Below are 22,444 nucleotides of genomic sequence, written 5' to 3'. Positions count from 1 at the left end.
TGAAATCTGCGCCGGAAAAGCGTCCGCTTTATACCGCCGGGAGTGGACGTTGATGAAAATTACCGTGGATTATCCGCTGCGATGTTTCTCTGATTTGATATCATTGCCGTTAATCATTTTTTTATTACCCCAACCGAATTGCAGGTAAAATTTCGCCGCCCGGCTATTTTTATCGGTTTCCAGCCAGGCAACCTCACAATGTTTGAATAATTCCTGCTCAGCGAGCAAAACAAGCCTGCGGCCTACACCTTTGCCTTGATATTCCGGCAACACAAAGGCCGCAAAAAGAGAGCCTTCATCCGGCAAAATCATTGAGAAGCCAATAGTTTTATCATTTTCAGTCGCAACCCACACGCAAAGACGCTTTTCAATCATATCGGCCACGACGGTTTCGGTGATCCCCCTCTGCCGCAGGTCTTCACGACTTAAATGATTCCCGGTTACCGACGTTCTGACGTCAAAAATAGTTTCAACATCAGTCATTCGGGCTGTTCGTATAGTTATACTCATTAGCCTTATTCCATCTATGACAAAGATAAATTTTGACAAGGGTGCCTGACATTTCTTTCAGAGTGCGATTGGGATTTAAGCTTGTTACGGCCGCGCTACGCGAATGCTGACAAAGACTCCTCGCGGTACGCTAACGTGTAAAAATGCGCGGACGTACCCAGATTTAATAGGGTTAATCTTTCCTGACCCTTGTTTTTGAATGGTCAGACGGGTCATTCATTATCAAGCCAGTTGATGAAAAACTCGCTGAAAGCGGTCACCTGTAAAGGCTGAAAACGCCGTTGCGGATAGACAAACTGCAGGCCAACCTGTTTTTTGTCATGGCGACTGAAACCGATAAAGGTGTCGGCAAATAAAACTCTGAGCCTCCCCTGTTCGACATCGCGCTTTACATCCCACCATGATTTACTGGCGATACCCGCACCAGCCAGCACCCACTGGCGCAGCAGAGCACCATCGTCACACACCATGGCCGGTGTGACCCGCACCACGGAGGGCACACCATTTTCTTCAAATCGCCACTCGTTCATCGGCGTGCCACGCTGCTCCATCACCAGGCAGCGATGCCCGTGCAGTTCGTCCGGCTGTACAGGTGTCCCATATATCTCAAGATAGCTTTTTGACGCTACCAGTACACGGTGATTGGGGCGGATGAATTTCGTTACCAGGTTGCTGTCCGGGAGGTTGCCGAAGCGCACGCTCATGTCCAGACGGTTGGCAATCAAATCCACTACACTTTCACTGAGAGATATAAAGCTTCTGACATCAGGATGCAGACGTGAAAAATCGAGCAGTGCGGGCGAAAGATACTGCCGGCCAAAATCTGATGGTGCTGAAATACGCAGGCTGCCACTGAGCATTCCCTCTTTCTGGGTCAGTTTCGACTCGGCCTGCGCCATTTCCTCTATCACACGAAGAGCGGCGTGGTAAAAATCCTCACCTGCGCGTGTCAGTGCAATTGCCCGGGTCGAACGATTAAACAGCCGGGTCTGATAACGTTCTTCCAGTGCCTTTAACCGGGCCGTCATGGTGGCAGGAGAAAGATTCATCCGCCGTCCTGCTGCGGCCAGTCCACCCGCCTCAACAACTTCCACCAGTAATGTCATATCTTCGAACTTGCCCATTATTCCGTTTTCCTGAATATAGAATCAGTTATTCACGCCATTATCAAAGCGATTCCCAGGACGTAAAGTCAATCCATAACTGACTGCCCTGGAGAACAGAACATGCAACTACACCCTCTTTTTGAGACCACACATATTGGCAAACTTGAGCTAAAAAACCGTATTGTCATGGCTCCGATGACCCGTTCACGTACCCTGCAACCGGGTAATATTCCTACTGCGTTAATGGCGAAATATTACCAGCAGCGTGCAAGTGCAGGCCTGATTATTACCGAAGCGACGCAGATTTCCCCGCAAGGCCAGGGGTATTCCTGGACGCCGGGGATGCATTCCGCTGAACAAATCGCAGGCTGGCGACAGGTGACTGATGCGGTGCATAAAGTGAACGGCAAAATTTTTTCTCAATTGTGGCATGTAGGGCGTATGTCTCATGAAAGTTTTCACCCGGACGGCAAACCTGTTGGCCCTTCAGCGTTGTCACCAGATGCACAGGTGTGGGTGGTGAACAACGAAGGGGTGGGTCAAATGGTTGACTGCCCGGTTCCGCGTGAGATGACCCATGACGATATTCAGCAGGTGATTGCGGATTACCGCCAGGCGGCCATCAATGCTATGGAAGCGGGATTTGACGGCGTGGAAATCCACGGTGGCAATGGGTACCTGATTGACCAGTTCCTGCGCCGCTCATCAAATAAGCGAACCGATGAATACGGCGGCAGTCTGGCAAACCGCGTGCGTTTCGCCGAAGAAGTACTGGAAGCCATCAGCGGCGCCATTGGTGCCGACCGCATCGGTATTCGTCTGGCACCCTTTATCACCCAGCGTGGCATGGACGACCCACAGGCCATTGAAGCGATTCTGGCGCTTGCGGCATGGTGTGAAACCAGAGGTATCGCCTTTATTCATCTGGCAGAGGCAGACTGGGATGATGCACCGCAAGTGCCATATGAGTTCCGTGAAACTCTGCGGGCAACGTTCAGCGGCGCAATTATTGTGGCAGGAAATTACACCCGTGAAAAAGCCGACAAGCTGCTGACTGCGGGTCTGGTCGACCTGGTAGCCTTTGGTCGCCCGTTTATCGCCAACCCTGACTTCCCGCACCGCTTGAAACAAAATCTGCCGCTGGCAGATATCAGCAATCCGGCGACGCTGTTTGGCGGGACTGAAGTGGGTTATACCGATTATCCGTCCCTGACCACTGAGGCCTGAGTCATCACATAATCTGCAGTAATGACTGGCGGCGCAACGGGCCGTGGCATCGCTTCTGGCAATCCATGGGGAGCATATTATTCTTGCTGGTCGCCATCACAACAAGCTTCAACACGCCTGCCGGTAACTTTAGTCAATGGGGGTATACCTTGAATGCCGCGAAGTCATTGTCGTGGGCCTCTTCGAAAGCGATCCGGTAGAGCCCACGCGTACGGCGTAGCCGAAGGTGCAGAGGAGCCAATTGACGATTGAGCCGTTCGGGATACTGACTCATGCCGATCGCGAATCTGAACCCTGGTTTTACAAAGCCATCCGCCGTCCCGGCCGTTAATGTGGACCTGTGCGCCCGGAAAAGCAGACACAGGCACTCATAAGGGCGCAGGAGGCGAACCCGTCGACTGCTGATGCAATAGGAGTCTGTCAGGCTGTACGCCCGGTATGGAGAAGCATTTGCACAGCGCTTGCCCGGCCACGGATTCTTAAAAAGTATCTCGCTTATCGGAGATAAGCACCTGCCGGTATAAGACAAATACGTGATTCCCGAACCGTTTTAAAAGGTCTCTTGCAAAGCATACCGTTATCATTAAGCTATATATGAAATATATACGTTTCATATAGGACTCGCATGGGTATCGTGAAAATCTCCGATCTGATGCATGAAAATCTGCGCATCGCCAGTCAGGCAATGAGCCGATCAATCAATGCACAGGCTGAACACTGGCTTAAACTCGGTATGCTGGCGGAGCTCTATCCGCAGCAGACCCAACACCAACTTACGCAGATGCTGATCCGTCTTGAACTGGAAGGCAGCGCTGATATACGCAACATGCTCCCTAAAGAGATGCTCGCTTCACAAGGAAATGTGTCATGAACACCGTAAAAATTCATACTGCAGCGGAAATTGAAAAGGCACGCGCTGCCGGACATGCCGCAGCCCAGGTGCTGGCAATGATTACCCCGCACGTGCGGCCCGGGATCACCACTGAAGAACTTGATGATATTTGCCACGATTATATTGTGAATGAGCTGAAAGTGGTTCCGGCTAACATCGGCTATCACGGGTATACCCGCACCACCTGTACGTCGGTAAATCATGTGGTTTGTCACGGTATTCCTGCCAGCAAAAAGCTGAAGGATGGCGATATTGTGAATATCGATGTGGCGATCATTAAAGATGGCTGGTACGGCGATACCAGCCGGATGTATTTCGTCGGTACGCCGTCAGTACGCGCTAAACGCCTGGTGGATATCACTTATCAGTCGATGGTAGCGGGCATTAAAACGGTCCGGCCTGGCGCGACGCTGGGCGACATTGGTGCGGCCATTCAGCGTGTGGCGGAATCGGCGGGTTTCTCGGTGGTGCGTGAATATTGTGGTCACGGGGTGGGCGAAATTTACCATACCGATCCGCAGGTGCTGCATTACGGTACGCCTGGTGAAGGTATGCCGCTTAAAGCCGGCATGATATTTACCATCGAGCCGATGATTAATGCCGGCAAAGCGGGCACCAGCGTACTGTCTGACGGCTGGACGGTGGTGACGAAAGATCGATCTCTTTCAGCGCAATGGGAACATACCGTTGCAGTAACCGAAAAAGGATTTGATTTATTAACGCCGTGGCCGGAAGGTACCGGCGAATATGCGCCGATCTGAGCCTGAAGCCTGAGGAATGACCTCAGGCTTACCCTTTGTGACGCGCAGAGATCGTTATCTGCGGCCTTTGACTACTGATGCTGCCCAGTTAAAATCACTCACTTCACTTGCCGCCAGTGAAGACGGTTTCTTCCTGCGCACCGGCTTTTTCTTGTCCTTCTCTGCCTGCGCTTTCTCTTTCTCCAGCTTGCTCGACATAATCAGCTGACGGGCTTCTGTGTTGAATTCTTTCTCTTTTTTGCTATCCGGCTCTTTACCGGTCCGTTGGCGATATTTCTGCACCAGCCCATTGAACGTTTCCTCTACAGCTAGTCGTTCATCAGCGTTGAACTGATCAATCGAAATCATCTTTTTGTCGTTCATAGCATCGTGTCCAGTGGTGAATTCACCGGCCAAGTGTACCGCATCTCCAGAGGATACAGGGGGCTGAATCGCATTTATCCATTATCGCGCCCCCTCAGCAGTGATTAGCGGCAAAAATGCGGATCTTCTCCCTGTTAAAATTAAGGATATCTCTTAATATAAAACTAATCTTTATCAGGTTTAATGGCAGTGACCACGTATTGACGGGGAGCTGAAGCTATGGCGAAAGAAAACGATCGACTGTCGCAGGCGCTATTGCGACGACATGGCATTGGCGTCAAACAGAAGCGCATTCATTTTCGCGGCAAAGATTTGCTATTTCAGCTGCACAATGCCCATTACGAGGTGTTCAATGGCAGTCAGTGCATCGCTACCCTTGATACTAACAACATTAATGATGCGATTAAGCAGTTCAAATTACGCAGTTCGCAGACAGAGTAGCAGGCAGCACGTGATACAGGGCTGGCGTTAACGCAACAAACAGCCGTCGCCAGCCGTCAGGGTTTTCGGCAGCGTCTTACCTGCTACTATCGCTATGCCGCCCGAATGGATGTCGCCGACTGCGCTGTTTAAGAAGTTTCTGTTCTTTCAGGCCAGGCTGATTAGAATAACCGGACATCCTTTCAGATACAGGTATCCGATGAAAATCACTATCCACAAAGAAGATGAGCAGTTCATGAGCAACTTCTTTGCTGCGCCCCGCCACGTGGTTGAGACGGACTCGCCGCAGGCCGCACAACTCCATCAGTCGCTGCAGCTGGCCATCCAACAAAAAAACATCGAATCCGAAGGTGACTGGAAGCGTACGCTGACTTTTCTCTTACTGTTTATCTTCCTTTATGCCGCGCTAGGTGCCTCGTTAACGCTGGATCTCAGCAGCAGCACCGGCAGTCATAAAAGCATTACCTATGCGCTGGAAGCTATTCCGGTATTGATTGCCTTTTCCGGCTTCTTTATTTCGATCCTGTTTGTCTTTCTGACCCGCGCCAGCGCCCGTAAACAGCGCAACTGGGAAAAAACCATTCTGGTGCTGGAGAAATATTCTATCGGTAACCTGTTTAAAGTGACCCATACGCAGGGCGCCGGCACCAGCAATTACTCGGTAGCTAACCTGTCGATCTCGCTGGCGCTGTTTATTTGCCTGACCTGGCTGGTGATTTATAACTACCTCACCTTCACCACCAGTGGGGTGTTTGGCAGCGTTATCTCATTATTTATCAGCACCATGGTCTATGTGATTCTGGATATTCAATTGCTCAAACCGTTCAGCCATGTCACAGAAAATGATGAAGCTGATAACGCTGATACAGAGAAGGATCCGGCGGTAAAAGAGCACGAAACCGAAAAGTAATCCTCACTCACGTTGACTCACTACAGGCTATTCGACGCTTTTACCGGGTAGCTTTTTTTGTCTGGCCGTCTGCTGCTAACGTCAGCCATGCTGACTCGCCATTTAAACTAACATGCCAGATATTACGCTGCGGTGTTTCACCAGACACCCGGCTATATTCGCTGCTGAACGGTAAAGCATTGTCATACGCGAGCACTACGGGGATGCGGATTGTTATCAGCCTCGGCTGGTGAGAGCCAGACGGGCCGATCCAGGTGTGACTACGATTGCAAGTCGTTGGCTGAAAAAAGCGTCATGAGACTGCTGCTATGGGTTCTGGTAGACAGATGATCGCACTATAGCTTGTGTAGACGTTACTTAAGCAAGTAAAAGTATGTTGTAACTATAGAGCATTGTCATCAAAACCATTTAACTTCCTTTCCCTCCGCGAGTTTTGCCTGTGATCAACAGCGCGAGCTAAATATCCGATTGTTCACGGCCTGCCATACCGCAGACCGTGAAACCTTTACCAGTGAGTTTTCTGCATATCAATCACAAAACGGTATTTCACATCGCTGGTCAGCATCCGCGCGAAGGCCGTTTCAATCTCTTCACCCGTGATCATCTCAACATCGGCGGTAATGTTGTGCTGGCCGCAGAAATCGAGCATCTCCTGCGTCTCTTTAATGCTGCCGATAGAGGTGCCGCTGATGCTGAGGCGACGAAACACCATTGGCGTCACGTTCGGTGATGGATGCGGCTGGTCGGGGATTCCGACCAGCACCAGTTGACCGTTTGTCTTTAATGTCGCCAGATAGGGATCAAGATCGTGGGGTGCTGCTACGCAATCCAGAATGATATCCAGTGAAGTCTGACACGTCGCCATTTGTCCGGCATCGCGTGAAACTACCACCCGATGCGCGCCGAGCCGCCGCGCATCGGCGCCTTTTTCTGGCGATGTGGTGAACAATGTGACTTCGGCACCCAGCGCACTGGCCAGCTTAACCGCCACATGCCCTAAACCACCCAGACCGGCCACGCCAACCTTATCGCCCGCTTTAACATTGAAATGACGCAGCGGAGACCAGACGGTCACGCCAGCACAAAGCAATGGCGCGACGGCATTTAATGGCAGGTTATCAGGTATCGACACCACAAAATTCTGGTCAGCAATTACCTGACCCGCATAGCCGCCATACGTGTTGCCACCGGTATATTTATCAGTGCCGTTATAGGTCGGCGTGAAGCCGGTTTCGCAATATTGTTCTTCCTGCTGCTGACAAAATCGACATTCACCGCAGGCGTCTGCCATCACCCCGACACCGACAGTCTGCCCCACTGCATATTGGGTGACGTTGTCACCTACCGCAGCGATCCGACCGACAATTTCATGACCCGGTACTAAGGGGTAACGGCTGACGCCCCACTCATTGCGCGCCATGTGCAGGTCTGAATGACAGACGCCACAGAAAAGCACGTCAATTCTGACGTCGTCAGCCTGCAGTTCGCGTATCTCTACCTGCCCCGTGCGTAGCGGTTGAGTTGCTTGTGATGCAACCAGCGCATGAATTTTCATCTGTCGCCTCTTTGTTATCGATGGGAATGAAAGCGGCACACTATAGACATCCGGTACCTCATTTGGTAGTAGTTACCTTTTGGTAACCATCAAATGAAGGAAGGCTTATGCCTGTGTGGGTTGAAGGAAAGCTCTGCTTCTATGCAGACTCACCGCCTCGGCGGCTGCTGGAGTTGTTTGCCGTCAAATGGAGCACCATGGTTCTGCATGCGCTGTATCACTGGCCGGAAAACCGCGCGCGTACTGGTGAGCTGGAGCGTAGTTTGCAGGGGATTTCAAAGAAGATGCTGATTCAGACGCTACGGGAACTGGAGCAGCGCGGGCTGGTTACGCGTGAAGTGCATCAGGTTGTGCCACCCAAAGTGGAATACAGCCTGACCGCACTGGGTCAGCGTTTTGCCGAACCGATTGAACAGATGTATCAATGGGGGCTGGAAAATCAGGCGGCGCTGGACGAGATGGAGCGCCATGCGCGTAATCAGAAGGATGTCACTGGGTGACGGTCGCTTCGTCACCCGTGGCGATACTTTCACTGTTCAGCGATGCTGGCAAAACTCAGTCGAACGGGAATTCACGTGCCAGCAGCCGGGAAATAACATTCAGCGCGCCTTCGTCATTGTTGCTCTGCGTCTGATAGCGCGCCACGGCTGCCACAGCGTCAACGGCATTGGCCATTGAAAAGCTGAAACAAGCCTGTCGCAGCATCTCTATATCGTTGGCGCTGTCGCCAATTGCCAGCACTTCACAATCGCTGATGCCCCATTTTTCCTGCAACAGCGCGATGCCGTGCGCCTTGTGGCAGCCGGGAATGATCAGGTCGATAAAGCCAAAGCCACTTGAAACCGGATGCATGATGTTCTCCAGTTCGCCCAGCTTGTTGTGCAGTCGTAGCAGCAAGGCGTCCACGCCTTCATGCGCCAGGTTAAGCGAGAATTTGAAAATGGTGTCATCGATGTCATACAAATCATCACGCTTTTCGAGCCGGTGGTAATGATTCGCCAGCATCGTCAGCACTTTATCAGAGGCGGAGGAATGCACATAAGCGCCGTTACGACCGCAAACCACCACCGCGATATCCGGTTCATGCGCCAGAATATCGAGAATCTGATGGACTTTCTTTTTGGCTAACTCGCCGCAAAATATTTCTTCATTGCAGTCCGAAACCCATGCACCATTTTCCGCCACAAACGCAATTTCATCTTTTATGTCAGGGAAATAGCGCTGCAGCTGGTAATACTGATTTCCGCTCGCGACCACGAAACGGATGCCCTTTTGTTTCAGCAGAGCATACTGACGTGCGAACCGCTGGACGTTGTACTGTTTGTTGTCATCCAGAAAGGTGCCATCCATATCCACCGCAATCATCTTAACCGCCATCTCGCCTGCCCCTTTACCCGCGCCGTCATTTCCTTTCGGCTGATTGATTTGATTCATAAAGCTTACTCGCTGTGTGGATTATTGAGAATGCTATTAGTGAGTTTGTTAACGGCTTTCAGAGCGTTCCGGTAAGGAACTTGTGTTACAGCGCACGTTTTTTATGGTTAAAACGATGTTAATCTCAGCCGTAATTTACGAATGAAGGTTAATTAAATTTCATCCGTAACTCAACCCTGACATATTAAGGAGCATGAGATGACGATGATTTCCCAGGCTACGCCGCTTCCTGCCGACGTTAAAGCAGCTATCCGACAGATGAAACAGCAGTTACGCAGCCAGATTGGCGATGTGGAAGCGCTGTTTCGACAAGTGTGCAATAGAATCGAAGCGGCCATTGGCGAGGCTAAAGCGGAGGAGCAGCGAACGGGCAGCGCCTGGCCTGTTATACCGATGCAGGCTATCGCCGATGGAAAGGTTTCAGATGAAACTCGTGCGCTAATAAAACGCCGTGGCTGCCTGGTAATTAAGCAACATTTTGCCCGCGAGCAGGCACTGGCGTGGGACAAGTCGATGCTCGACTACCTTGAAATGAATCACTTTGATGAGCAGTATCGTGGCCCCGGCGATAACTTCTTCGGCAGTCTTGAGGCGTCAAGGCCGGAAATTTATCCGATTTACTGGTCACAGGCACAGATGCAGGCGCGTCAGAGCGATGCCATGACGCAGGCGCAGTCCTTTCTCAATCGCTTGTGGACCTTCGACTCGCACGGACAGCAGTGGTTCGATCCGGATGTCAGTGTGATCTACCCCGATCGAATCCGCCGCCGACTACCCGGCACCACCTCAAAGGGGTTGGGTGCGCATACTGATTCCGGGGCGCTGGAACGCTGGCTGCTGCCCGCTTATCAGCGGGTCTTTGCCAGACTGTTTACCGGTGATTTCGAGGCATACGATCCGTGGGATGCCGCGTATCGCACTGAGGTGGATGAATATGACGTTCCCGATACCACCAAATGCTCGGTATTCCGCACCTTTCAGGGCTGGACCGCCCTGTCAGATATGATTCCAGGCCAGGGCTTGTTGCATGTGGTGCCGGTACCGGAAGCGATGGCCTATGTTCTGCTGCGTCCACTGTTAGCCGATGTGCCGGACGACGAGCTGTGCGGCGTAGAACCGGGCCGGGTATTACCGATTAATGAGAAATGGCATCCTCATCTGATTGCCGGACTCAGTTCCATCCCGGCTTTAGAAGCGGGCGATTCCGTCTGGTGGCATTGCGATGTGATTCATGCGGTGGCACCGGTTGAGAATCAGCAGGGCTGGGGCAACGTGATGTACATCCCGGCCGCGCCGATGTGCGATAAGAATCGGGCTTATGCCCACCGGGTAGCCCAGGCGCTGGGACAGGGTCGTTCGCCCGCTGATTTCCCGCCTGAAGATTACGAAACGAACTGGCAGCAGCGTTTTACGCTGGCCGATCTGAATCAGAATGGTCGCCGTGGGCTGGATTTAGCCTGATTTATCACCGCGTCGGGGTCCGGCGCGCTCTTTTCCCTGTTAAACTGCAGCAACTGTTTTTTCGGCGAAACTGACTTATGAATCCGCGACATCATCATATTATTCAACTGGTTAATACCCGGGGTACCATTGCGGTCAGTGAGCTGGCACAGCTTACAGGTGTCTCAGAAGTGACGGTGCGTCAGGATCTTACCCTGCTGGAGCGCGATCGTTTACTACGACGGGTACATGGCTCGGCACTGGCACTCGACAGTGACAATGTGGGTACCCGAATGAATACCCGTTATCCGGTCAAGCAGGCGCTGGCCAACCATGCCGCCAGCCTGGTGGCCGCCGGTGAATCGGTGTTGATCGAAGGCGGCAGCACCAATGCTTTACTGGCGCGCGCGCTGGCGGATCGCAGCGATATTACGCTTGTCACCGTCAGTCATTACATCGCGCAGTTACTGCGTGAGGCCGCCTGCGAAGTGATTGTTCTGGGAGGTCTGCTACAAAAAAGCAGTGAATCGATGGTCGGCCCGCTGACTCGTTACTGCATCCAGCAGATCCACTTTCACAAAGCGTTTGTCGGGATTGATGGCTGGCACCCGGAAAGCGGCTTCACCGGGCGTAATATGCTGCGCTGCGATGTGGTGGATGCGGTGCTGGCGAAGGGCGTCGATAGCTATGCGCTGACTGACAGCTCGAAGTTTGGACAGATTCAACCCTATCCGCTGTCGCCAGGTTATCAGGTCCGGCATGTGATCACCGACGATCAACTCGATGCTCTGACCCTGCAACAACTGAATGACCGCGACATTGATGTGATTCAGGTCAGTGCAGACTAAGTGCGACCGCAGGGTCCGACAGAGATCGAATCACGCAGCATCAGGCTGCCGCTGAACGGTGGCCTGGGCCGCCATTCTCCGCCATCCAGCATGATCACCAGCCGGCCAATGGTTTCGTTAATCATTTCGGTGACCGGCAGTTTTACGCTCGATAGAGAGGGTGTGATATAGGGTGCCAGCGGAATGTCGTCAAAGCCCATTACTGATACCTGTTGCGGTACCGCAATACCACATTCAGTCAGCCGTTTGATCGCACCAATTGCCATCTCATCGTTGCTGGCGACAATCGCGCTAAACGCCACTCCACGCGCCAGCAGGCTATCAACCGCGGCCATGCCGCTCTGCGCTGTCCACTTCCCTGTCACAATCCGCTGCGGTTCGGCCGGAATGCCTGCCGCATTCAGTGCAGCCTGGTAACCGGACAATCGCTCCATGCCGGTCGGAGAATCCAGCGAACCGGTAATAAACGCAATATCCCGATGACCATGAGTGACAAGATGCGTCACCGCGCTGGCGCTGGTTGCGTGCTGATCGACATAAATGCAGTAGCTGTCATTGATACGCAGGCGGCGATTGATCACCAGAATCGGCTGGCGTTGCTGGGAGATGATGGTATCCAGCTCATCGATAGAGAGAAAACGCGGATAAATAATAATACCGTCGCAGCGCAGATCGAGCAGGAACTGGATCGCTTCCCGCTCCTGCCCGGCAGTGTGTTTCCCATCGGCCAGAATAAGCTGGCGGCCCTGCTGTTCCATCATCCGTGCTGAATGTGCCATCAGTTCGGCGAAATAACTGCCACTATACAGCGTATTGGTGATCACCAGCCCGATGGTCTGACTGGATTGGGTCGCCAGATTACGCGCCAGCAGATTGGGCCGGTAGTCAGTTTCAGCAATCGCCTGTAAGACCCGTTCGCGTTTCTCCTGACCGACATAGCCATTACCAGACAGCACCCGGGACACGGTGGCCTTCGACACGCCTGCCCGATCTGCTACATCCTGAATTGTTGCCATTTACCTGCTCCTTCACTGCGCATGATTGCAGTCTACCTAAGCCTCTCATAGTTGGAAATATTTTCCCCGCCGTCACCGCTCCGGGCATCACATAGTTTGGTGAGCTAAATCACATAAATAAAAACGTGCAATTTTTAACTCTTGTCGCCATCGATAAAGTTCTTCATGATTTTGTGAAACCGGTTTCCTATTCGCCGCTCAATCAGGGCAAAAAAACATAACATTGACCGATTATCCTACAGAGAAGATCCCTCATGCCCAGAAACTACGACGAGGTTTCACGCGCGATTGTCGACGCGTTAGGTGGCCTCACCAATATCGAAGCGCTCACGCATTGCATGACTCGCCTGCGCTTTGTGGTTAAAGACCAGACCCAGGTCGATTTCGTCCGGCTGAAAGCCATTGATGGCGTAATGGGGGTGGTAAATAACGACACTCAATGCCAGGTGATCATTGGTAACAATGTTTCGCAGGCGTATCAGGCGGTGATGCAGCTTGGCTCGCCTTCCGCGTCCTCATCGGCGCCGGTTAAGCGTAAGCTGACATTGAAAGGCATCGGTGCAGGGATTCTTGATGCGCTGGTCGGCACCATGTCACCGCTGATTCCCGCCATCATTGGCGGATCGATGGTTAAGCTGCTGGCGATGATCCTCGATATGGCAGGCGTGTTTGAAAAAGGCTCATCGACGCTGGTTATTCTGAATGTCATCGGCGATGGTGCCTTCTTCTTCCTGCCGGTGATGGTAGCGGCCTCGGCCGCGTTGAAATTTAAAACCAACATGTCGCTGGCGATAGCCATTGCCGGCGTGCTGGTGCATCCCAATTTCATTGATCTGATGGCGAAAGCGGCTCAGGGCCAGCCGGTAGAGTTTGCCTTTATCCCGGTGACCGCAGTGAAATATACCTACACGGTCATACCGGCACTGGTAATGACCTGGATTCTGTCACATATCGAACGCGGCGTAGATCGCATTACGCCGGCCGTGACCAAAAACTTCCTCAAGCCTATGCTGATTGTGCTGATTGCCGCCCCGATCGCGATTGTGCTGATTGGACCTATTGGCATCTGGATCGGTAGCGGCATCTCAGCGCTGGTCTATACCGTTCACGGTTATCTCGGCTGGCTGTCGGTCGCCATCATGGGTGCCATCTGGCCGCTGCTGGTGATGACCGGGATGCACCGGGTCTTTACGCCAACCATCATTCAGACCATCGCTGAAACCGGTAAAGAGGGCATGGTGATGCCGTCAGAAATTGGTGCCAATCTCTCGCTGGGCGGATCGTCACTGGCGGTGGCATTCAGAACCAAAAACCGCGAACTGCGGCAGACTGCACTGGCCGCAGCGGCGTCAGCTATCATCGCGGGCATCTCGGAACCGGCACTGTATGGCGTAGCGGTACGGCTGAAACGTCCACTGATCGCCTGTTTAATCAGCGGCTTTATCTGTGGTGCGGTGGCCGGTATTGGCGGTCTGGCCAGCCATTCAATGGCCTCGCCTGGTCTGTTTACCAGCGTACAATTTTTTGATCCCGCCAATCCGATGTCGATGGTCTGGGTTGCGGCCGTGATGGTGCTGTCGGTAGTGCTGTCATTTGTGCTGACGCTGATTTTAGGTTTCGAGGACATTCCGGAAACCGGACCCTCGACGGCCCAGGCAGCGCCAGCAGCGACGCCCGCCCCTGAGCGCACCAATGCAATTAACGCTAACTAACGGGCAATGCTGACCCGAAACCAGAGGATGTCATGTCTGAATCAAGATTCCCGCAAGGATTTTTATGGGGCGGTGCGTTAGCCGCCAACCAGGCTGAGGGTGGCTATCGTGAAGGCGGAAAGGGCTTAACCACCGTTGACATGATCCCCCACGGCCCGCATCGGATGCCGGTGAAACTCGGACTGGAGCGGCGTTTCGCCCTGCGGGATGATGAGTTTTACCCCAGTCATGACGCCATTGATTTTTATCATCGCTATGCGCAAGACATCGCACTGATGGCGGAAATGGGGTTCAGCGTATTTCGTACCTCCATCGCCTGGAGTCGCCTCTATCCGAACGGTGATGAACTGACGCCTAATCCAGAGGGAATTGCCTTCTACCGCGCGGTGTTTGAAGAGTGCCGTAAATACAATATTGAACCGCTGGTGACCCTGTGTCACTTTGACGTACCGATGCATCTGGTGACCGAATATGGCTCGTGGCGGAATCGCAAAATGATCGAATTTTTTGCCCGCTATGCCCGCAGCTGTTTTGAGGCGTTTGATGGTCTGGTGAAATACTGGCTGACTTTTAATGAGATTAATATTCTGCTGCACAGCCCGTTCTCCGGGGCCGGGCTGGTATTTGAGGCGGATGAAAATCACGACCAGGTGAAATATCAGGCTGCACATCATGAGCTGGTGGCGAGCGCGCTGGTGACCCGAATCGCCCATGACATTAATCCGGTCAATCAGGTCGGTTGCATGCTGGCGGGCGGCAATTTCTATCCGTGGTCAAGCAAACCGGAAGATGTCTGGGCAGCGCTGGAAAAGGACCGGGAAAACCTGTTCTTCATTGATGTGCAGGCGCGCGGATATTACCCCGCCTATGCGGCGCGGCTCTTCCGTGAAAAAGGGGTCAGTCTGCAGATTGATGACGGTGATGCAGAGATCCTGAAAAACAGCGTCGATTTTGTCTCGTTCAGCTACTACGCCTCGCGTTGCGCGTCGGCGGAGATGAACGAGCTCAACAGCAGCGCCGCCAACGTGGTGAAGTCCCTGACTAACCCCCATCTGACGCGCAGTGAATGGGGCTGGGGCATCGATCCGCTTGGACTACGCATCACTATGAATATGATGTATGACCGCTACCAGAAGCCGCTGTTCCTGGTGGAAAATGGCCTCGGCGCACGGGACACGATCAACGCAGAAGGTGAGATTGATGATGACTACCGCATCAGCTATCTGCGTGAGCATATCCGGGCGATGGGTGACGCCATCGCTGATGGCGTGCCGGTGCTCGGCTATACCAGCTGGGGCTGCATCGATCTGGTGGCCGCATCAACCGGCGAAATGAGTAAACGCTACGGGTTTGTCTATGTGGATCGCGACGACCTTGGCCGGGGAACGCTGGCCCGCCGTCGGAAAAAATCGTTCTGGTGGTATAAAAAGGTGATCGCCAGTAACGGTGAAGTGCTGGAGTGACAACGTCACTGGCTTAGCTCGCTAAACCGCGGCGGTTTAGCGGGGCCATCGGCTGTTGCATGCCTGCGGCGTGCCGTTGTATTCAGCTGACAATTATCGTATAACAAACGTCTCCGAGGGGTGTCCTGTTATGGGCTGAGATGGTGCAAACCGAACCCTTTGAACCTGATCTGGGTCATGCCAGCGAAGGGACGGGTCGGCAGAGTCTTCTGCAACATCTCCTGCATCATTGCCTGTTCTTCACCGTATGCCCGGATCTCCCTGAGTTAACACTTTTCGTTAACCAACAGTTACTGGAGATCCCATGTCACTCTCACTTTTTGAAACCGGCTTTTATGGCCGCCTGCGACAACAGGCTGGCGATCACTGGCACGCCTATGTCTCTCACGATTTTGTCAAGCAGCTCGCTCAGGGCACGCTGCCTGCGGCCGCCTTTCGTCATTATCTCACCCAGGATTATCTGTTTCTGCTGCATTTTGCCCGCGCCTATGGGCTGCTGGTCAGCAAACTGCACGATCCGGCCGCGCTGCGAACCGCAACGGCCTCCCTCAATGCCATTGTCAATGAACTGCCGCTGCACCGGGCGTACTGCCAGCAGTGGGGGATCAGCGAAGCCGCGCTGGTCAGCCAGACCGAAGCGGTTGAAACGCTTAACTACACCCGCTACGTGCTGGATGTCGGCCACAGCGGAGATGCGCTGGAATTGCTGACCGTGCTGATGCCGTGTGTTGCAGGCTATGCCGAAATCGGCCTGAGCGTGTTACATCATCCCACCACCGTCATCGAAGGCAATCCTTATGCCGCCTGGATAGAGAATTATGGTGATGCCAATTATCTGGCGGGCGTCAGAGCCTCTCTGGACCTGTTTGAAACGCTGGCCCATCAGCGCGCCGGCGCAGCACGTTTTGACCGGCTGGCGACCCTCTTCACCACCGCCACCCAGCTGGAATCCGCCTTCTGGCAGATGGGGCTCAATCATCAACCCCCTTTGTCATCATGAGCGGCTCAATGGCATTACTGCCGCCCGGCATCTCAATCCGTGACCTCTGTGTCGATTTTGCCACGCATCGGCTGTTCGACCGGCTCAGTCTGGAGATTACCCCGGCACGTTTCACCTCACTGCTCGGAGCCAGCGGTGTCGGAAAGAGTACCTTAATGCGCGTGATTGCTGGCCTGACACCGCCGACATCCGGGGTGATCGGCGGCAGTGATGGCCTGCCGCTGGCTGGCCGGTTCGCCTGGATGGGTCAGCAGGATTTGCTCTATCCGTGGCTGACCGTTGAACAAAATGTCTGCCTCGCCAGCCGCCTGAAGGGTGAAAAACCGGACCGCCACTGGGCGCAACATCTGCTGGAGCGGGTCGGTCTGCATCGTCACGCAACGGCGCGGCCCGCGACGCTCTCTGGCGGGATGCGGCAACGCGCTGCGCTGGCCCGCACGTTGTATGCGCGCAAACCGATCGTGTTGATGGATGAGCCTTTTTCCGCACTTGATGCCCTGACCCGCCACCAGATTCAGACGCTGGCCGCGGAGGTACTGGCGAACCATACCGTCTTGCTAATCACCCATGACGCGGCGGAAGCCTGTCGGCTGAGTCATCATATGCTGGTGCTCAGCGCATCAGGCCTGGAAGCCTGTCAGCCATTGCCGGGCCAGCCACCGCGCGCGCCGGACGATATCAGGGTCATAGAGAGTCAGGCAGCTTTACTGCAAAAACTTTCACTGCCAGAGGGGATCGGATGAAACACCTCGATGGTTTAGCCCGCATGTGGCGCGGCCTCACCCTGTTCTGTGGACTGATTGCGCTGTGGTGGCTGGTAACGCTGACCTCGATTCCGGCCTTTCTGCTGCCTTCGCCCGTGGCAGTGGCACAAGCGCTATGGGCGAATAAAGCCTGGCTCGGCTATCACAGCCTGATCACCCTCACCGAGATCCTCTGCGGAATGATCACTGGCGTCGTGCTCGGCGCTCTGCTGGCGCTGGGCATGACATTTTCGCCACGTCTGCAACGCTGGATGATGCCGCTGGTACTTACCAGCCAGGCGATTCCGGTGTTTGCTCTGGCCCCGTTGCTGGTGCTGTGGTTTGGCTTTGGTATGAGCGCCAAAGTGGCGATGGCGGTGCTGGTCATTTTCTTTCCTGTCACGTCGGCCTTCTATGATGGTCTGCGTCGCGTGCCAGCGGGCTATCTGGATCTGGCACATACGCTGGGCGCTTCACGCGGATCGCAACTGCGTCACGTCCGGCTGTTAGCCGCGTTACCTGCCTTAGCAACCGGATTGCGAATGGCGGCGGCGGTGGCCCCGATTGGCGCGATCATTGGCGAATGGGTCGGATCGGCAGAAGGACTTGGTTATGTGATGCTGAACGCCAATGCCCGGATGCAGAGCGATATCTGTTTTGCTGCGTTATTTATCCTGGTGCTGATGACGCTGGTGCTGTGGCTGGCCATCGATGCCCTGCTTCACCGTCTGATCGACTGGGCCCCTGAGAGTGCCTCATGACCTCTAATCTGCGAGATAAACTGATGCTAAAACCTGTTCTGTCAGCGCTGATGATCAGCGCCGCCCTCTCCAGCCCGCTGCATGCTGCGGAAAAACTGACCCTGATGCTCGACTGGTATATCAATCCCGACCATGCGCCGATTATGGTGGCGCAGCAAACCGATGCGTTTAAAGCGGAAGGACTTGAGGTGACTATCGTGCCCCCCTCCGATCCGTCACTACCGCCGCGGCTGGTGGCGGCAAAACAGGCAGATTTAGCCATTACCTATCAGCCGCAGCTGCATTTTTACGCCGATCAGGGTTTGCCGCTGATGCGGGTCGGTACACTGATCAATACCCCGCTGAATACCCTGATTACTCTGGATAACGCCGTGAAAAAGCCAGCCGATTTAAAAGGTAAGCAGATAGGCTATTCAGTCAGTGGGATTGAGCAGGCGACGCTCGATACCATGCTGCGGCACGACGGCGTGAAGTCCAGCGAAGTACAGCTCATCAATGTCAATTTCCAGCTGACCAGCGCGCTGCTGACGGGGAAAGTCGACGCGGTAATAGGCGGCTATCGCAATATTGAAGCGCTGGAGCTCAGGCTGCAGGGTAAACAGCCGGTGGTGTTTAACGTCGAGGATTATGGCGTCCCCGCCTATGATGAGTTGATTATTGTCGCTAACCGCGACGAGGCGCGTTCGGAAAAGATTAAGAAATTTATGCGGGCACTAAAACGGGGTGTGGCAGAATTAAAAGCGCATCCGGAAGCCAGCTGGCAGGCGTTCGCTAACGCTTATCCAGAACTGAATACGCCGTTAAATCATCAGGCATGGCGTGCCTCACTGCCGCTGTTTGCAGACGACCCGGTGAAGCTGGACCGCGCCCGTTATCAGGCCTATGAGCAATTTTTGTATGATAACCATCTGATTAAGCAGATCACCCCGGTAGATTACTACGCCATCGGCAGTGACTGACCGATGAAGCCCGCAACAGTAGCTGCGGGCTTCACATCAGAGGGGTTTCTGGTACAGCCAGTGCTCGATATCACTGGCGGGCAGCGGCTTCGAGAAGAAGTAGCCCTGAATTTGATCGCATCCGTACTCCTTCAGTAATGCCAGCGTTGCCTCACTCTCAACCCCTTCTGCCAGTACGGTATAGTTCAGCTCTTTCAGCATCTGAATAATCCGTTTGACGATGATTTTCGACGAGTCATCTTCAGCCATCCGGGAGATCAGCGACATGTCGATTTTGATCACGTCCAGTGGAATATCCTGCAGGTAGCTGATGTTACTGTAGCCGGTACCAAAATCGTCCAGCGAGATCACAAAGCCGTGCGATTTCAGCGCTTCAAGCCCATGAATGGCGACGTTATTCCCGGTAATCAACTCATTTTCCAGACACTCAATGCCAATAACCGAGGCGGGCAACTGTGCTGCCTGCAGTTTTGCCACCAGCGAATCAGCAAAATCTTTTTTCGAGAAATCCCGCTCACTGACGTTAATCGACACCGGAATCAGGCTGTATTCACGATTCCAGCGCGCCAGCTGATCGATAACATGGTCCATGACCCAGTTAGTCAGATCGGAAATCAGGTTAGTTTTGCCGGCTAATGGCACGAACTCAGACGGGAACAGTTCGCCACGCTCTGCATGATGCCAGCGTATCAAGGCTTCCAGCCCCACCGTCTTACCACTTTTCAGGCAGACTTTTGGCTGATAAGCCAGATAGAGACCCTCATCTTTTTTCAGCGCCTGCGCCAGATCGTTCATGATCATGAAGTCTTCAGTCCGGCGGGTATCGTAGCTTTCATCAAATGACATCGCGCTGGTGCCTTCATCGATTGCTTCATGCAGCGCACTGACCGCCTGACGTACCATCTCATTAGGGGTGATCTGACTGGGCACAAAATCAGTTTCGCCGGTAAAAATATCCAGATCGAGAGTAATATTTTCTGACAGATCCGCCTTCATCCCCTGCAGCACCTCAACCATGCTGTGTGCGGTATAGCGGCCTGACCAGGGCTGGATCACCGCAAAACGGCCGGGCGCGAAAGAGTAAAGCGTTTCGCCCGCAGGCAAATTAAGCCGGACAGTGACCTGCTCCGCCATCTGTCGCAGCAGTTTTTCCATCGGCACGATGCCCACGGTGCGCGACAACTCGTAGGCGCGTGGGATATCGATGCAGTCGATCAGGATCAGACGAAAGCGACTGTGGGGTGAGGTGACCGACAGTTGCTGAATATCGCGGATCAGCCGTGGCCGGTTAGGCAGATGGGTGATGACATCGGCGAAACCGGCATTGTTCCAGGCGTCGAGAAACGAGGTCACCAGTCTGGCCAGCAGCTTCAGCGTGTCGAGCTTCTCTGCGCAAAACGAATGCGGCTGAGTGTCAGTGACGCACAACGTACCCAGCACCGCACCGTCGAGGTTCTCAAGCGAAACACCGGCGTAGAAACGGATATGCGGCTCACCTTCCACGAACGGGTGCACAGCAAAGCGTGAATCCAGCAAGGTGTCGAATACCACCAGATGCCCTTCGCCATCGTTGACGTGACGGCACAGGGACTCATCGCGGGTCGACTGTTTAAGATCGAAATTGCGCGAGGCCTTAATATATTGATTATGGTCGTCAATAATCGAAATAAAACTGCCTGAGATTCCTAACACCTGGCTGGCCAGATGAACAAACTTCTCCAGCACCTGATCGCGGGTTTCATCAGGTGACAAGAGTGCTTTGACCGCATTGAGACGTTTTTCGTCACTGCCATTTTGATCGTTATGCACTGAAATATCCCCTATACAGGCGCAAAACCGAAAATAATCTCGCTTAATAAGACTTAATTAGCGCCCAAATTTCAGACAGGTAGCGATACAGGCTGACATTAATTTCAGCGTGAAACAGTGTCGCACGATATCTGATCGCTGTCGAAACCATTTACTTCTTTCCTTTACTCATGTAATACCGGCATTTCAGTACGGAATCCCAGCCCAATCAATCGCCCAAAGACAAAGCGCAGAAACGGCAGTCGGCGGATTATCGCAGGGATTTTACTGCCTCGGGTCGATTTTCGCCTGGCCTTATTCCTGCTCATTTTAATTTGCAGGAATTGCGTCGCCACCGTGGGAAATTGCCGACGCTGCTGGACCTTTTCCAGATCGCGCAGCGTCAGTTCACCGGCCAGCAGCGGCTCAGTAAGGAGATTTGCTGTCGCCACCGCATCCTGAATCGCCAGATTGACACCGACGCCGCCAATCGGTGACATCGCATGAGCAGCATCACCGATACACAACACGCCAGGTCTGGCCCACTTATCCAGCCGATCAATGCGAATCGACAGCAGCTTAAACTGATCCCAGCGATTGATTTCGTTCATGCGTCCGGCACCAAACGGCGAGACCGCCGCAACCTCAGCAAGAAAAGCCTCAAGGCCGGCGGCTTTTTTTGTCTCAAACTCGCCTTTTGGAATCGTCAGGCCACACTGCCAGTAATCGCCGCGATCGATAACAATAAAGTTTTGCCGCGGACCCTTGTGACCCATGCCTGATACCGGATCGTCTGGCTGCTTGCTTAGCCGGAACCAGATAACATCACGCGCAACACCAAATGCCTGGCTGGTGAGGCCGGCTCGCGCTCTCACCTGTGAGTGACGGCCATCTGCGCCGATAACCACTTTGCAACGGATATGCAGTTGTTGATCCCCCCGGGTGGCGATCACGCCGCTGACGCTGTCGTGATCATAGAGAAAATCCTCAAACGCCGTCGATTGCAGCAGCGTAAAGCCGGAAAAGCGGGCACTTTCCGCCGCCAGGAAATTCAGGAAATCCCACTGCGGCATAAAGGCGATAAAGCGGCATTGCACCGGCAGTCGAGAGAAATCCGCCATGGTGATGTTCTGACCTGCGATCTCCGCTTCGAGTTTTTCCGCACGCTGATGCGGCAGCTTCAGTAACCCCTCTAACAGACCGAGCGCAGACATAATCTCCAGCGTCGAGGGATGAATAGTATCGCCGCGAAAATCGTGCAGGAAGTCAGCGTGCTTTTCGATGATGACCACCCGAAGCCCCGCACGGGCAAACAGATAACCCAACATTAAGCCGGCAGGGCCACCGCCGACGATACAACAATCTGCGGCGAGAATTTCAGTGGAATGTGGCTGCATCTCTGCTCCCTGTAGCGCCAGTATTGCTATGATTAATGAGTCAATTGCGGCTCCGTAGCTGCAATCCTTAAACGATTCTGCTCTCAGGCTAATCACTCATCACGATTAATGCTAACTG

The 22,444-nt window shown here is 53.6% G+C and carries 22 protein-coding genes and 1 riboswitch; of the genes, 14 read left to right on the top strand and 8 right to left on the bottom strand.

Going from position 1 to position 22,444, the window contains the following annotated elements; all coding sequences use genetic code 11:
• Positions 1–69: 69 nt before the first annotated feature.
• Together ACLIBF_RS21465 and ACLIBF_RS21460 are read right to left on the bottom strand one after the other, a co-directional pair.
• Complete coding sequence (locus ACLIBF_RS21465; protein WP_448310572.1) at positions 70–483, bottom strand: GNAT family N-acetyltransferase; 414 nt, start codon at positions 481–483, stop codon at positions 70–72.
• 239 nt (positions 484–722) lie between these two features.
• Complete coding sequence (locus ACLIBF_RS21460; RefSeq protein WP_448310571.1) at positions 723–1,634, bottom strand: LysR family transcriptional regulator; 912 nt, start codon at positions 1,632–1,634, stop codon at positions 723–725.
• 102 nt (positions 1,635–1,736) lie between these two features.
• On the opposite strand from ACLIBF_RS21460, the gene ACLIBF_RS21455 reads away from it, so the two are divergent.
• From ACLIBF_RS21455 to map, 3 genes are all read left to right on the top strand, one after another.
• Positions 1,737–2,843 carry an alkene reductase gene (locus ACLIBF_RS21455; RefSeq protein WP_448310570.1) on the top strand — a complete coding sequence of 369 codons (1,107 nt, stop codon included), beginning with the start codon at positions 1,737–1,739 and terminating at the stop codon, positions 2,841–2,843.
• 625 nt (positions 2,844–3,468) lie between these two features.
• Positions 3,469–3,714 (top strand): ParD-like family protein, encoded by a 246-nt coding sequence (locus ACLIBF_RS21450; protein WP_448310569.1) that lies wholly within the window; start codon positions 3,469–3,471, stop codon positions 3,712–3,714.
• Positions 3,711–4,496, top strand: coding sequence for a type I methionyl aminopeptidase (gene map / locus ACLIBF_RS21445; RefSeq protein WP_448310568.1), 786 nt, complete (start codon positions 3,711–3,713; stop codon positions 4,494–4,496). The genes ACLIBF_RS21450 and map overlap by 4 nt, the downstream gene beginning before the upstream one ends.
• Before the next feature lie 54 nt (positions 4,497–4,550).
• On the opposite strand, the gene ACLIBF_RS21440 is transcribed toward map, so the two are convergent.
• Positions 4,551–4,859 carry a hypothetical protein gene (locus ACLIBF_RS21440; RefSeq protein WP_233988271.1) on the bottom strand — a complete coding sequence of 103 codons (309 nt, stop codon included), beginning with the start codon at positions 4,857–4,859 and terminating at the stop codon, positions 4,551–4,553.
• Between the two features lie 219 nt (positions 4,860–5,078).
• Here ACLIBF_RS21440 and ACLIBF_RS21435 point away from each other — a divergent pair, with 219 nt between their 5' ends.
• Positions 5,079–5,300, top strand: a complete 222-nt coding sequence (locus ACLIBF_RS21435; protein ID WP_448310567.1) for a hypothetical protein — start codon at positions 5,079–5,081, stop codon at positions 5,298–5,300.
• A gap of 199 nt (positions 5,301–5,499) precedes the next feature.
• Positions 5,500–6,210, top strand: coding sequence for a RipA family octameric membrane protein (locus ACLIBF_RS21430; protein ID WP_448310566.1), 711 nt, complete (start codon positions 5,500–5,502; stop codon positions 6,208–6,210).
• A gap of 505 nt (positions 6,211–6,715) precedes the next feature.
• Here the strand turns inward: ACLIBF_RS21430 and ACLIBF_RS21425 are convergent.
• Positions 6,716–7,765, bottom strand: a complete 1,050-nt coding sequence (locus tag ACLIBF_RS21425; protein ID WP_448310565.1) for an NAD(P)-dependent alcohol dehydrogenase — start codon at positions 7,763–7,765, stop codon at positions 6,716–6,718.
• 107 nt (positions 7,766–7,872) lie between these two features.
• Between ACLIBF_RS21425 and ACLIBF_RS21420 the strand changes: the two genes are divergently transcribed.
• Positions 7,873–8,265: a winged helix-turn-helix transcriptional regulator gene (locus ACLIBF_RS21420; RefSeq protein WP_448310564.1), complete on the top strand. Its 393-nt coding sequence runs from the start codon at positions 7,873–7,875 to the stop codon at positions 8,263–8,265.
• A gap of 55 nt (positions 8,266–8,320) precedes the next feature.
• Here the strand turns inward: ACLIBF_RS21420 and ACLIBF_RS21415 are convergent, their stop codons facing one another.
• Positions 8,321–9,142 carry a Cof-type HAD-IIB family hydrolase gene (locus ACLIBF_RS21415; RefSeq protein WP_448310719.1) on the bottom strand — a complete coding sequence of 274 codons (822 nt, stop codon included), beginning with the start codon at positions 9,140–9,142 and terminating at the stop codon, positions 8,321–8,323.
• A gap of 261 nt (positions 9,143–9,403) precedes the next feature.
• Between ACLIBF_RS21415 and ACLIBF_RS21410 the strand changes: the two genes are divergently transcribed.
• Positions 9,404–10,660 (top strand): DUF1479 domain-containing protein, encoded by a 1,257-nt coding sequence (locus ACLIBF_RS21410; RefSeq protein WP_448310718.1) that lies wholly within the window; start codon positions 9,404–9,406, stop codon positions 10,658–10,660.
• 77 nt (positions 10,661–10,737) lie between these two features.
• Complete coding sequence (locus tag ACLIBF_RS21405; protein ID WP_448310563.1) at positions 10,738–11,487, top strand: DeoR family transcriptional regulator; 750 nt, start codon at positions 10,738–10,740, stop codon at positions 11,485–11,487.
• Here the strand turns inward: ACLIBF_RS21405 and ACLIBF_RS21400 are convergent.
• Positions 11,484–12,503: a LacI family DNA-binding transcriptional regulator gene (locus ACLIBF_RS21400; RefSeq protein WP_448310562.1), complete on the bottom strand. Its 1,020-nt coding sequence runs from the start codon at positions 12,501–12,503 to the stop codon at positions 11,484–11,486. The genes ACLIBF_RS21405 and ACLIBF_RS21400 overlap by 4 nt on opposite strands.
• Positions 12,504–12,757: 254 nt before the next feature.
• Here ACLIBF_RS21400 and ascF point away from each other — a divergent pair, with 254 nt between their 5' ends.
• The 6 genes from ascF (at position 12,758) to ACLIBF_RS21370 (ending at position 19,141) form a co-directional block, all read left to right on the top strand.
• Positions 12,758–14,215: a PTS cellobiose/arbutin/salicin transporter subunit IIBC gene (gene ascF / locus ACLIBF_RS21395; RefSeq protein WP_448310561.1), complete on the top strand. Its 1,458-nt coding sequence runs from the start codon at positions 12,758–12,760 to the stop codon at positions 14,213–14,215.
• A 32-nt stretch (positions 14,216–14,247) separates the two neighbouring features.
• Positions 14,248–15,678, top strand: a complete 1,431-nt coding sequence (locus ACLIBF_RS21390; RefSeq protein WP_448310560.1) for a 6-phospho-beta-glucosidase — start codon at positions 14,248–14,250, stop codon at positions 15,676–15,678.
• 106 nt (positions 15,679–15,784) lie between these two features.
• A riboswitch (TPP riboswitch) is annotated at positions 15,785–15,887 on the top strand.
• 95 nt (positions 15,888–15,982) lie between these two features.
• Positions 15,983–16,678: a thiaminase II gene (gene tenA / locus ACLIBF_RS21385; protein ID WP_448310559.1), complete on the top strand. Its 696-nt coding sequence runs from the start codon at positions 15,983–15,985 to the stop codon at positions 16,676–16,678.
• Positions 16,679–16,686: 8 nt separating this feature from the next.
• Positions 16,687–17,421, top strand: a complete 735-nt coding sequence (locus ACLIBF_RS21380; RefSeq protein WP_448310558.1) for an ABC transporter ATP-binding protein — start codon at positions 16,687–16,689, stop codon at positions 17,419–17,421.
• On the top strand, positions 17,418–18,182 hold the full coding sequence (locus ACLIBF_RS21375; protein WP_382631318.1) for an ABC transporter permease: 765 nt from the start codon (positions 17,418–17,420) through the stop codon (positions 18,180–18,182). Before ACLIBF_RS21380 ends, ACLIBF_RS21375 begins: the two co-directional genes overlap by 4 nt.
• Positions 18,183–18,205: 23 nt before the next feature.
• Entirely contained in the window at positions 18,206–19,141 is a 936-nt protein-coding gene (locus ACLIBF_RS21370) for an ABC transporter substrate-binding protein (RefSeq protein WP_448310557.1), read from the top strand.
• A gap of 36 nt (positions 19,142–19,177) precedes the next feature.
• On the opposite strand, the gene ACLIBF_RS21365 is transcribed toward ACLIBF_RS21370, so the two are convergent.
• Entirely contained in the window at positions 19,178–20,950 is a 1,773-nt protein-coding gene (locus ACLIBF_RS21365) for a sensor domain-containing phosphodiesterase (RefSeq protein ID WP_448310556.1), read from the bottom strand.
• Positions 20,951–21,114: 164 nt separating this feature from the next.
• Complete coding sequence (locus ACLIBF_RS21360; protein ID WP_448310555.1) at positions 21,115–22,326, bottom strand: FAD-dependent oxidoreductase; 1,212 nt, start codon at positions 22,324–22,326, stop codon at positions 21,115–21,117.
• Between the last annotated feature and the right edge of the window lie 118 nt (positions 22,327–22,444).

The organism is Pantoea sp. PGP6 (assembly GCF_053474785.1).
This window is presented reverse-complemented; position numbering and strand designations above follow the sequence as displayed.

Bases quoted from the DNA above. Each gene is read 5' to 3' on its own strand.
- ACLIBF_RS21435 (WP_448310567.1), top strand. From the start codon at position 5,079: ATGGCGAAAGAAAACGATCGACTGTCGCAGGCGCTATTGCGACGACAT.
- map (WP_448310568.1), top strand. From the start codon at position 3,711: ATGAACACCGTAAAAATTCATACTGCAGCGGAAATTGAAAAGGCACGC.
- ACLIBF_RS21455 (WP_448310570.1), top strand. From the start codon at position 1,737: ATGCAACTACACCCTCTTTTTGAGACCACACATATTGGCAAACTTGAG.
- ACLIBF_RS21420 (WP_448310564.1), top strand. From the start codon at position 7,873: ATGCCTGTGTGGGTTGAAGGAAAGCTCTGCTTCTATGCAGACTCACCG.
- tenA (WP_448310559.1), top strand. From the start codon at position 15,983: ATGTCACTCTCACTTTTTGAAACCGGCTTTTATGGCCGCCTGCGACAA.
- ACLIBF_RS21400 (WP_448310562.1), bottom strand. From the start codon at position 12,503: ATGGCAACAATTCAGGATGTAGCAGATCGGGCAGGCGTGTCGAAGGCC.
- ACLIBF_RS21375 (WP_382631318.1), top strand. From the start codon at position 17,418: ATGAAACACCTCGATGGTTTAGCCCGCATGTGGCGCGGCCTCACCCTG.
- ACLIBF_RS21360 (WP_448310555.1), bottom strand. From the start codon at position 22,326: ATGCAGCCACATTCCACTGAAATTCTCGCCGCAGATTGTTGTATCGTC.
- ACLIBF_RS21370 (WP_448310557.1), top strand. From the start codon at position 18,206: ATGCTAAAACCTGTTCTGTCAGCGCTGATGATCAGCGCCGCCCTCTCC.
- ACLIBF_RS21465 (WP_448310572.1), bottom strand. From the start codon at position 483: ATGACTGATGTTGAAACTATTTTTGACGTCAGAACGTCGGTAACCGGG.
- ACLIBF_RS21460 (WP_448310571.1), bottom strand. From the start codon at position 1,634: ATGGGCAAGTTCGAAGATATGACATTACTGGTGGAAGTTGTTGAGGCG.
- ACLIBF_RS21450 (WP_448310569.1), top strand. From the start codon at position 3,469: ATGGGTATCGTGAAAATCTCCGATCTGATGCATGAAAATCTGCGCATC.
- ACLIBF_RS21405 (WP_448310563.1), top strand. From the start codon at position 10,738: ATGAATCCGCGACATCATCATATTATTCAACTGGTTAATACCCGGGGT.
- ACLIBF_RS21410 (WP_448310718.1), top strand. From the start codon at position 9,404: ATGATTTCCCAGGCTACGCCGCTTCCTGCCGACGTTAAAGCAGCTATC.
- ACLIBF_RS21380 (WP_448310558.1), top strand. From the start codon at position 16,687: ATGGCATTACTGCCGCCCGGCATCTCAATCCGTGACCTCTGTGTCGAT.
- ACLIBF_RS21425 (WP_448310565.1), bottom strand. From the start codon at position 7,765: ATGAAAATTCATGCGCTGGTTGCATCACAAGCAACTCAACCGCTACGC.
- ACLIBF_RS21430 (WP_448310566.1), top strand. From the start codon at position 5,500: ATGAAAATCACTATCCACAAAGAAGATGAGCAGTTCATGAGCAACTTC.
- ACLIBF_RS21440 (WP_233988271.1), bottom strand. From the start codon at position 4,859: ATGAACGACAAAAAGATGATTTCGATTGATCAGTTCAACGCTGATGAA.
- ACLIBF_RS21390 (WP_448310560.1), top strand. From the start codon at position 14,248: ATGTCTGAATCAAGATTCCCGCAAGGATTTTTATGGGGCGGTGCGTTA.
- ascF (WP_448310561.1), top strand. From the start codon at position 12,758: ATGCCCAGAAACTACGACGAGGTTTCACGCGCGATTGTCGACGCGTTA.
- ACLIBF_RS21415 (WP_448310719.1), bottom strand. From the start codon at position 9,142: ATGGCGGTTAAGATGATTGCGGTGGATATGGATGGCACCTTTCTGGAT.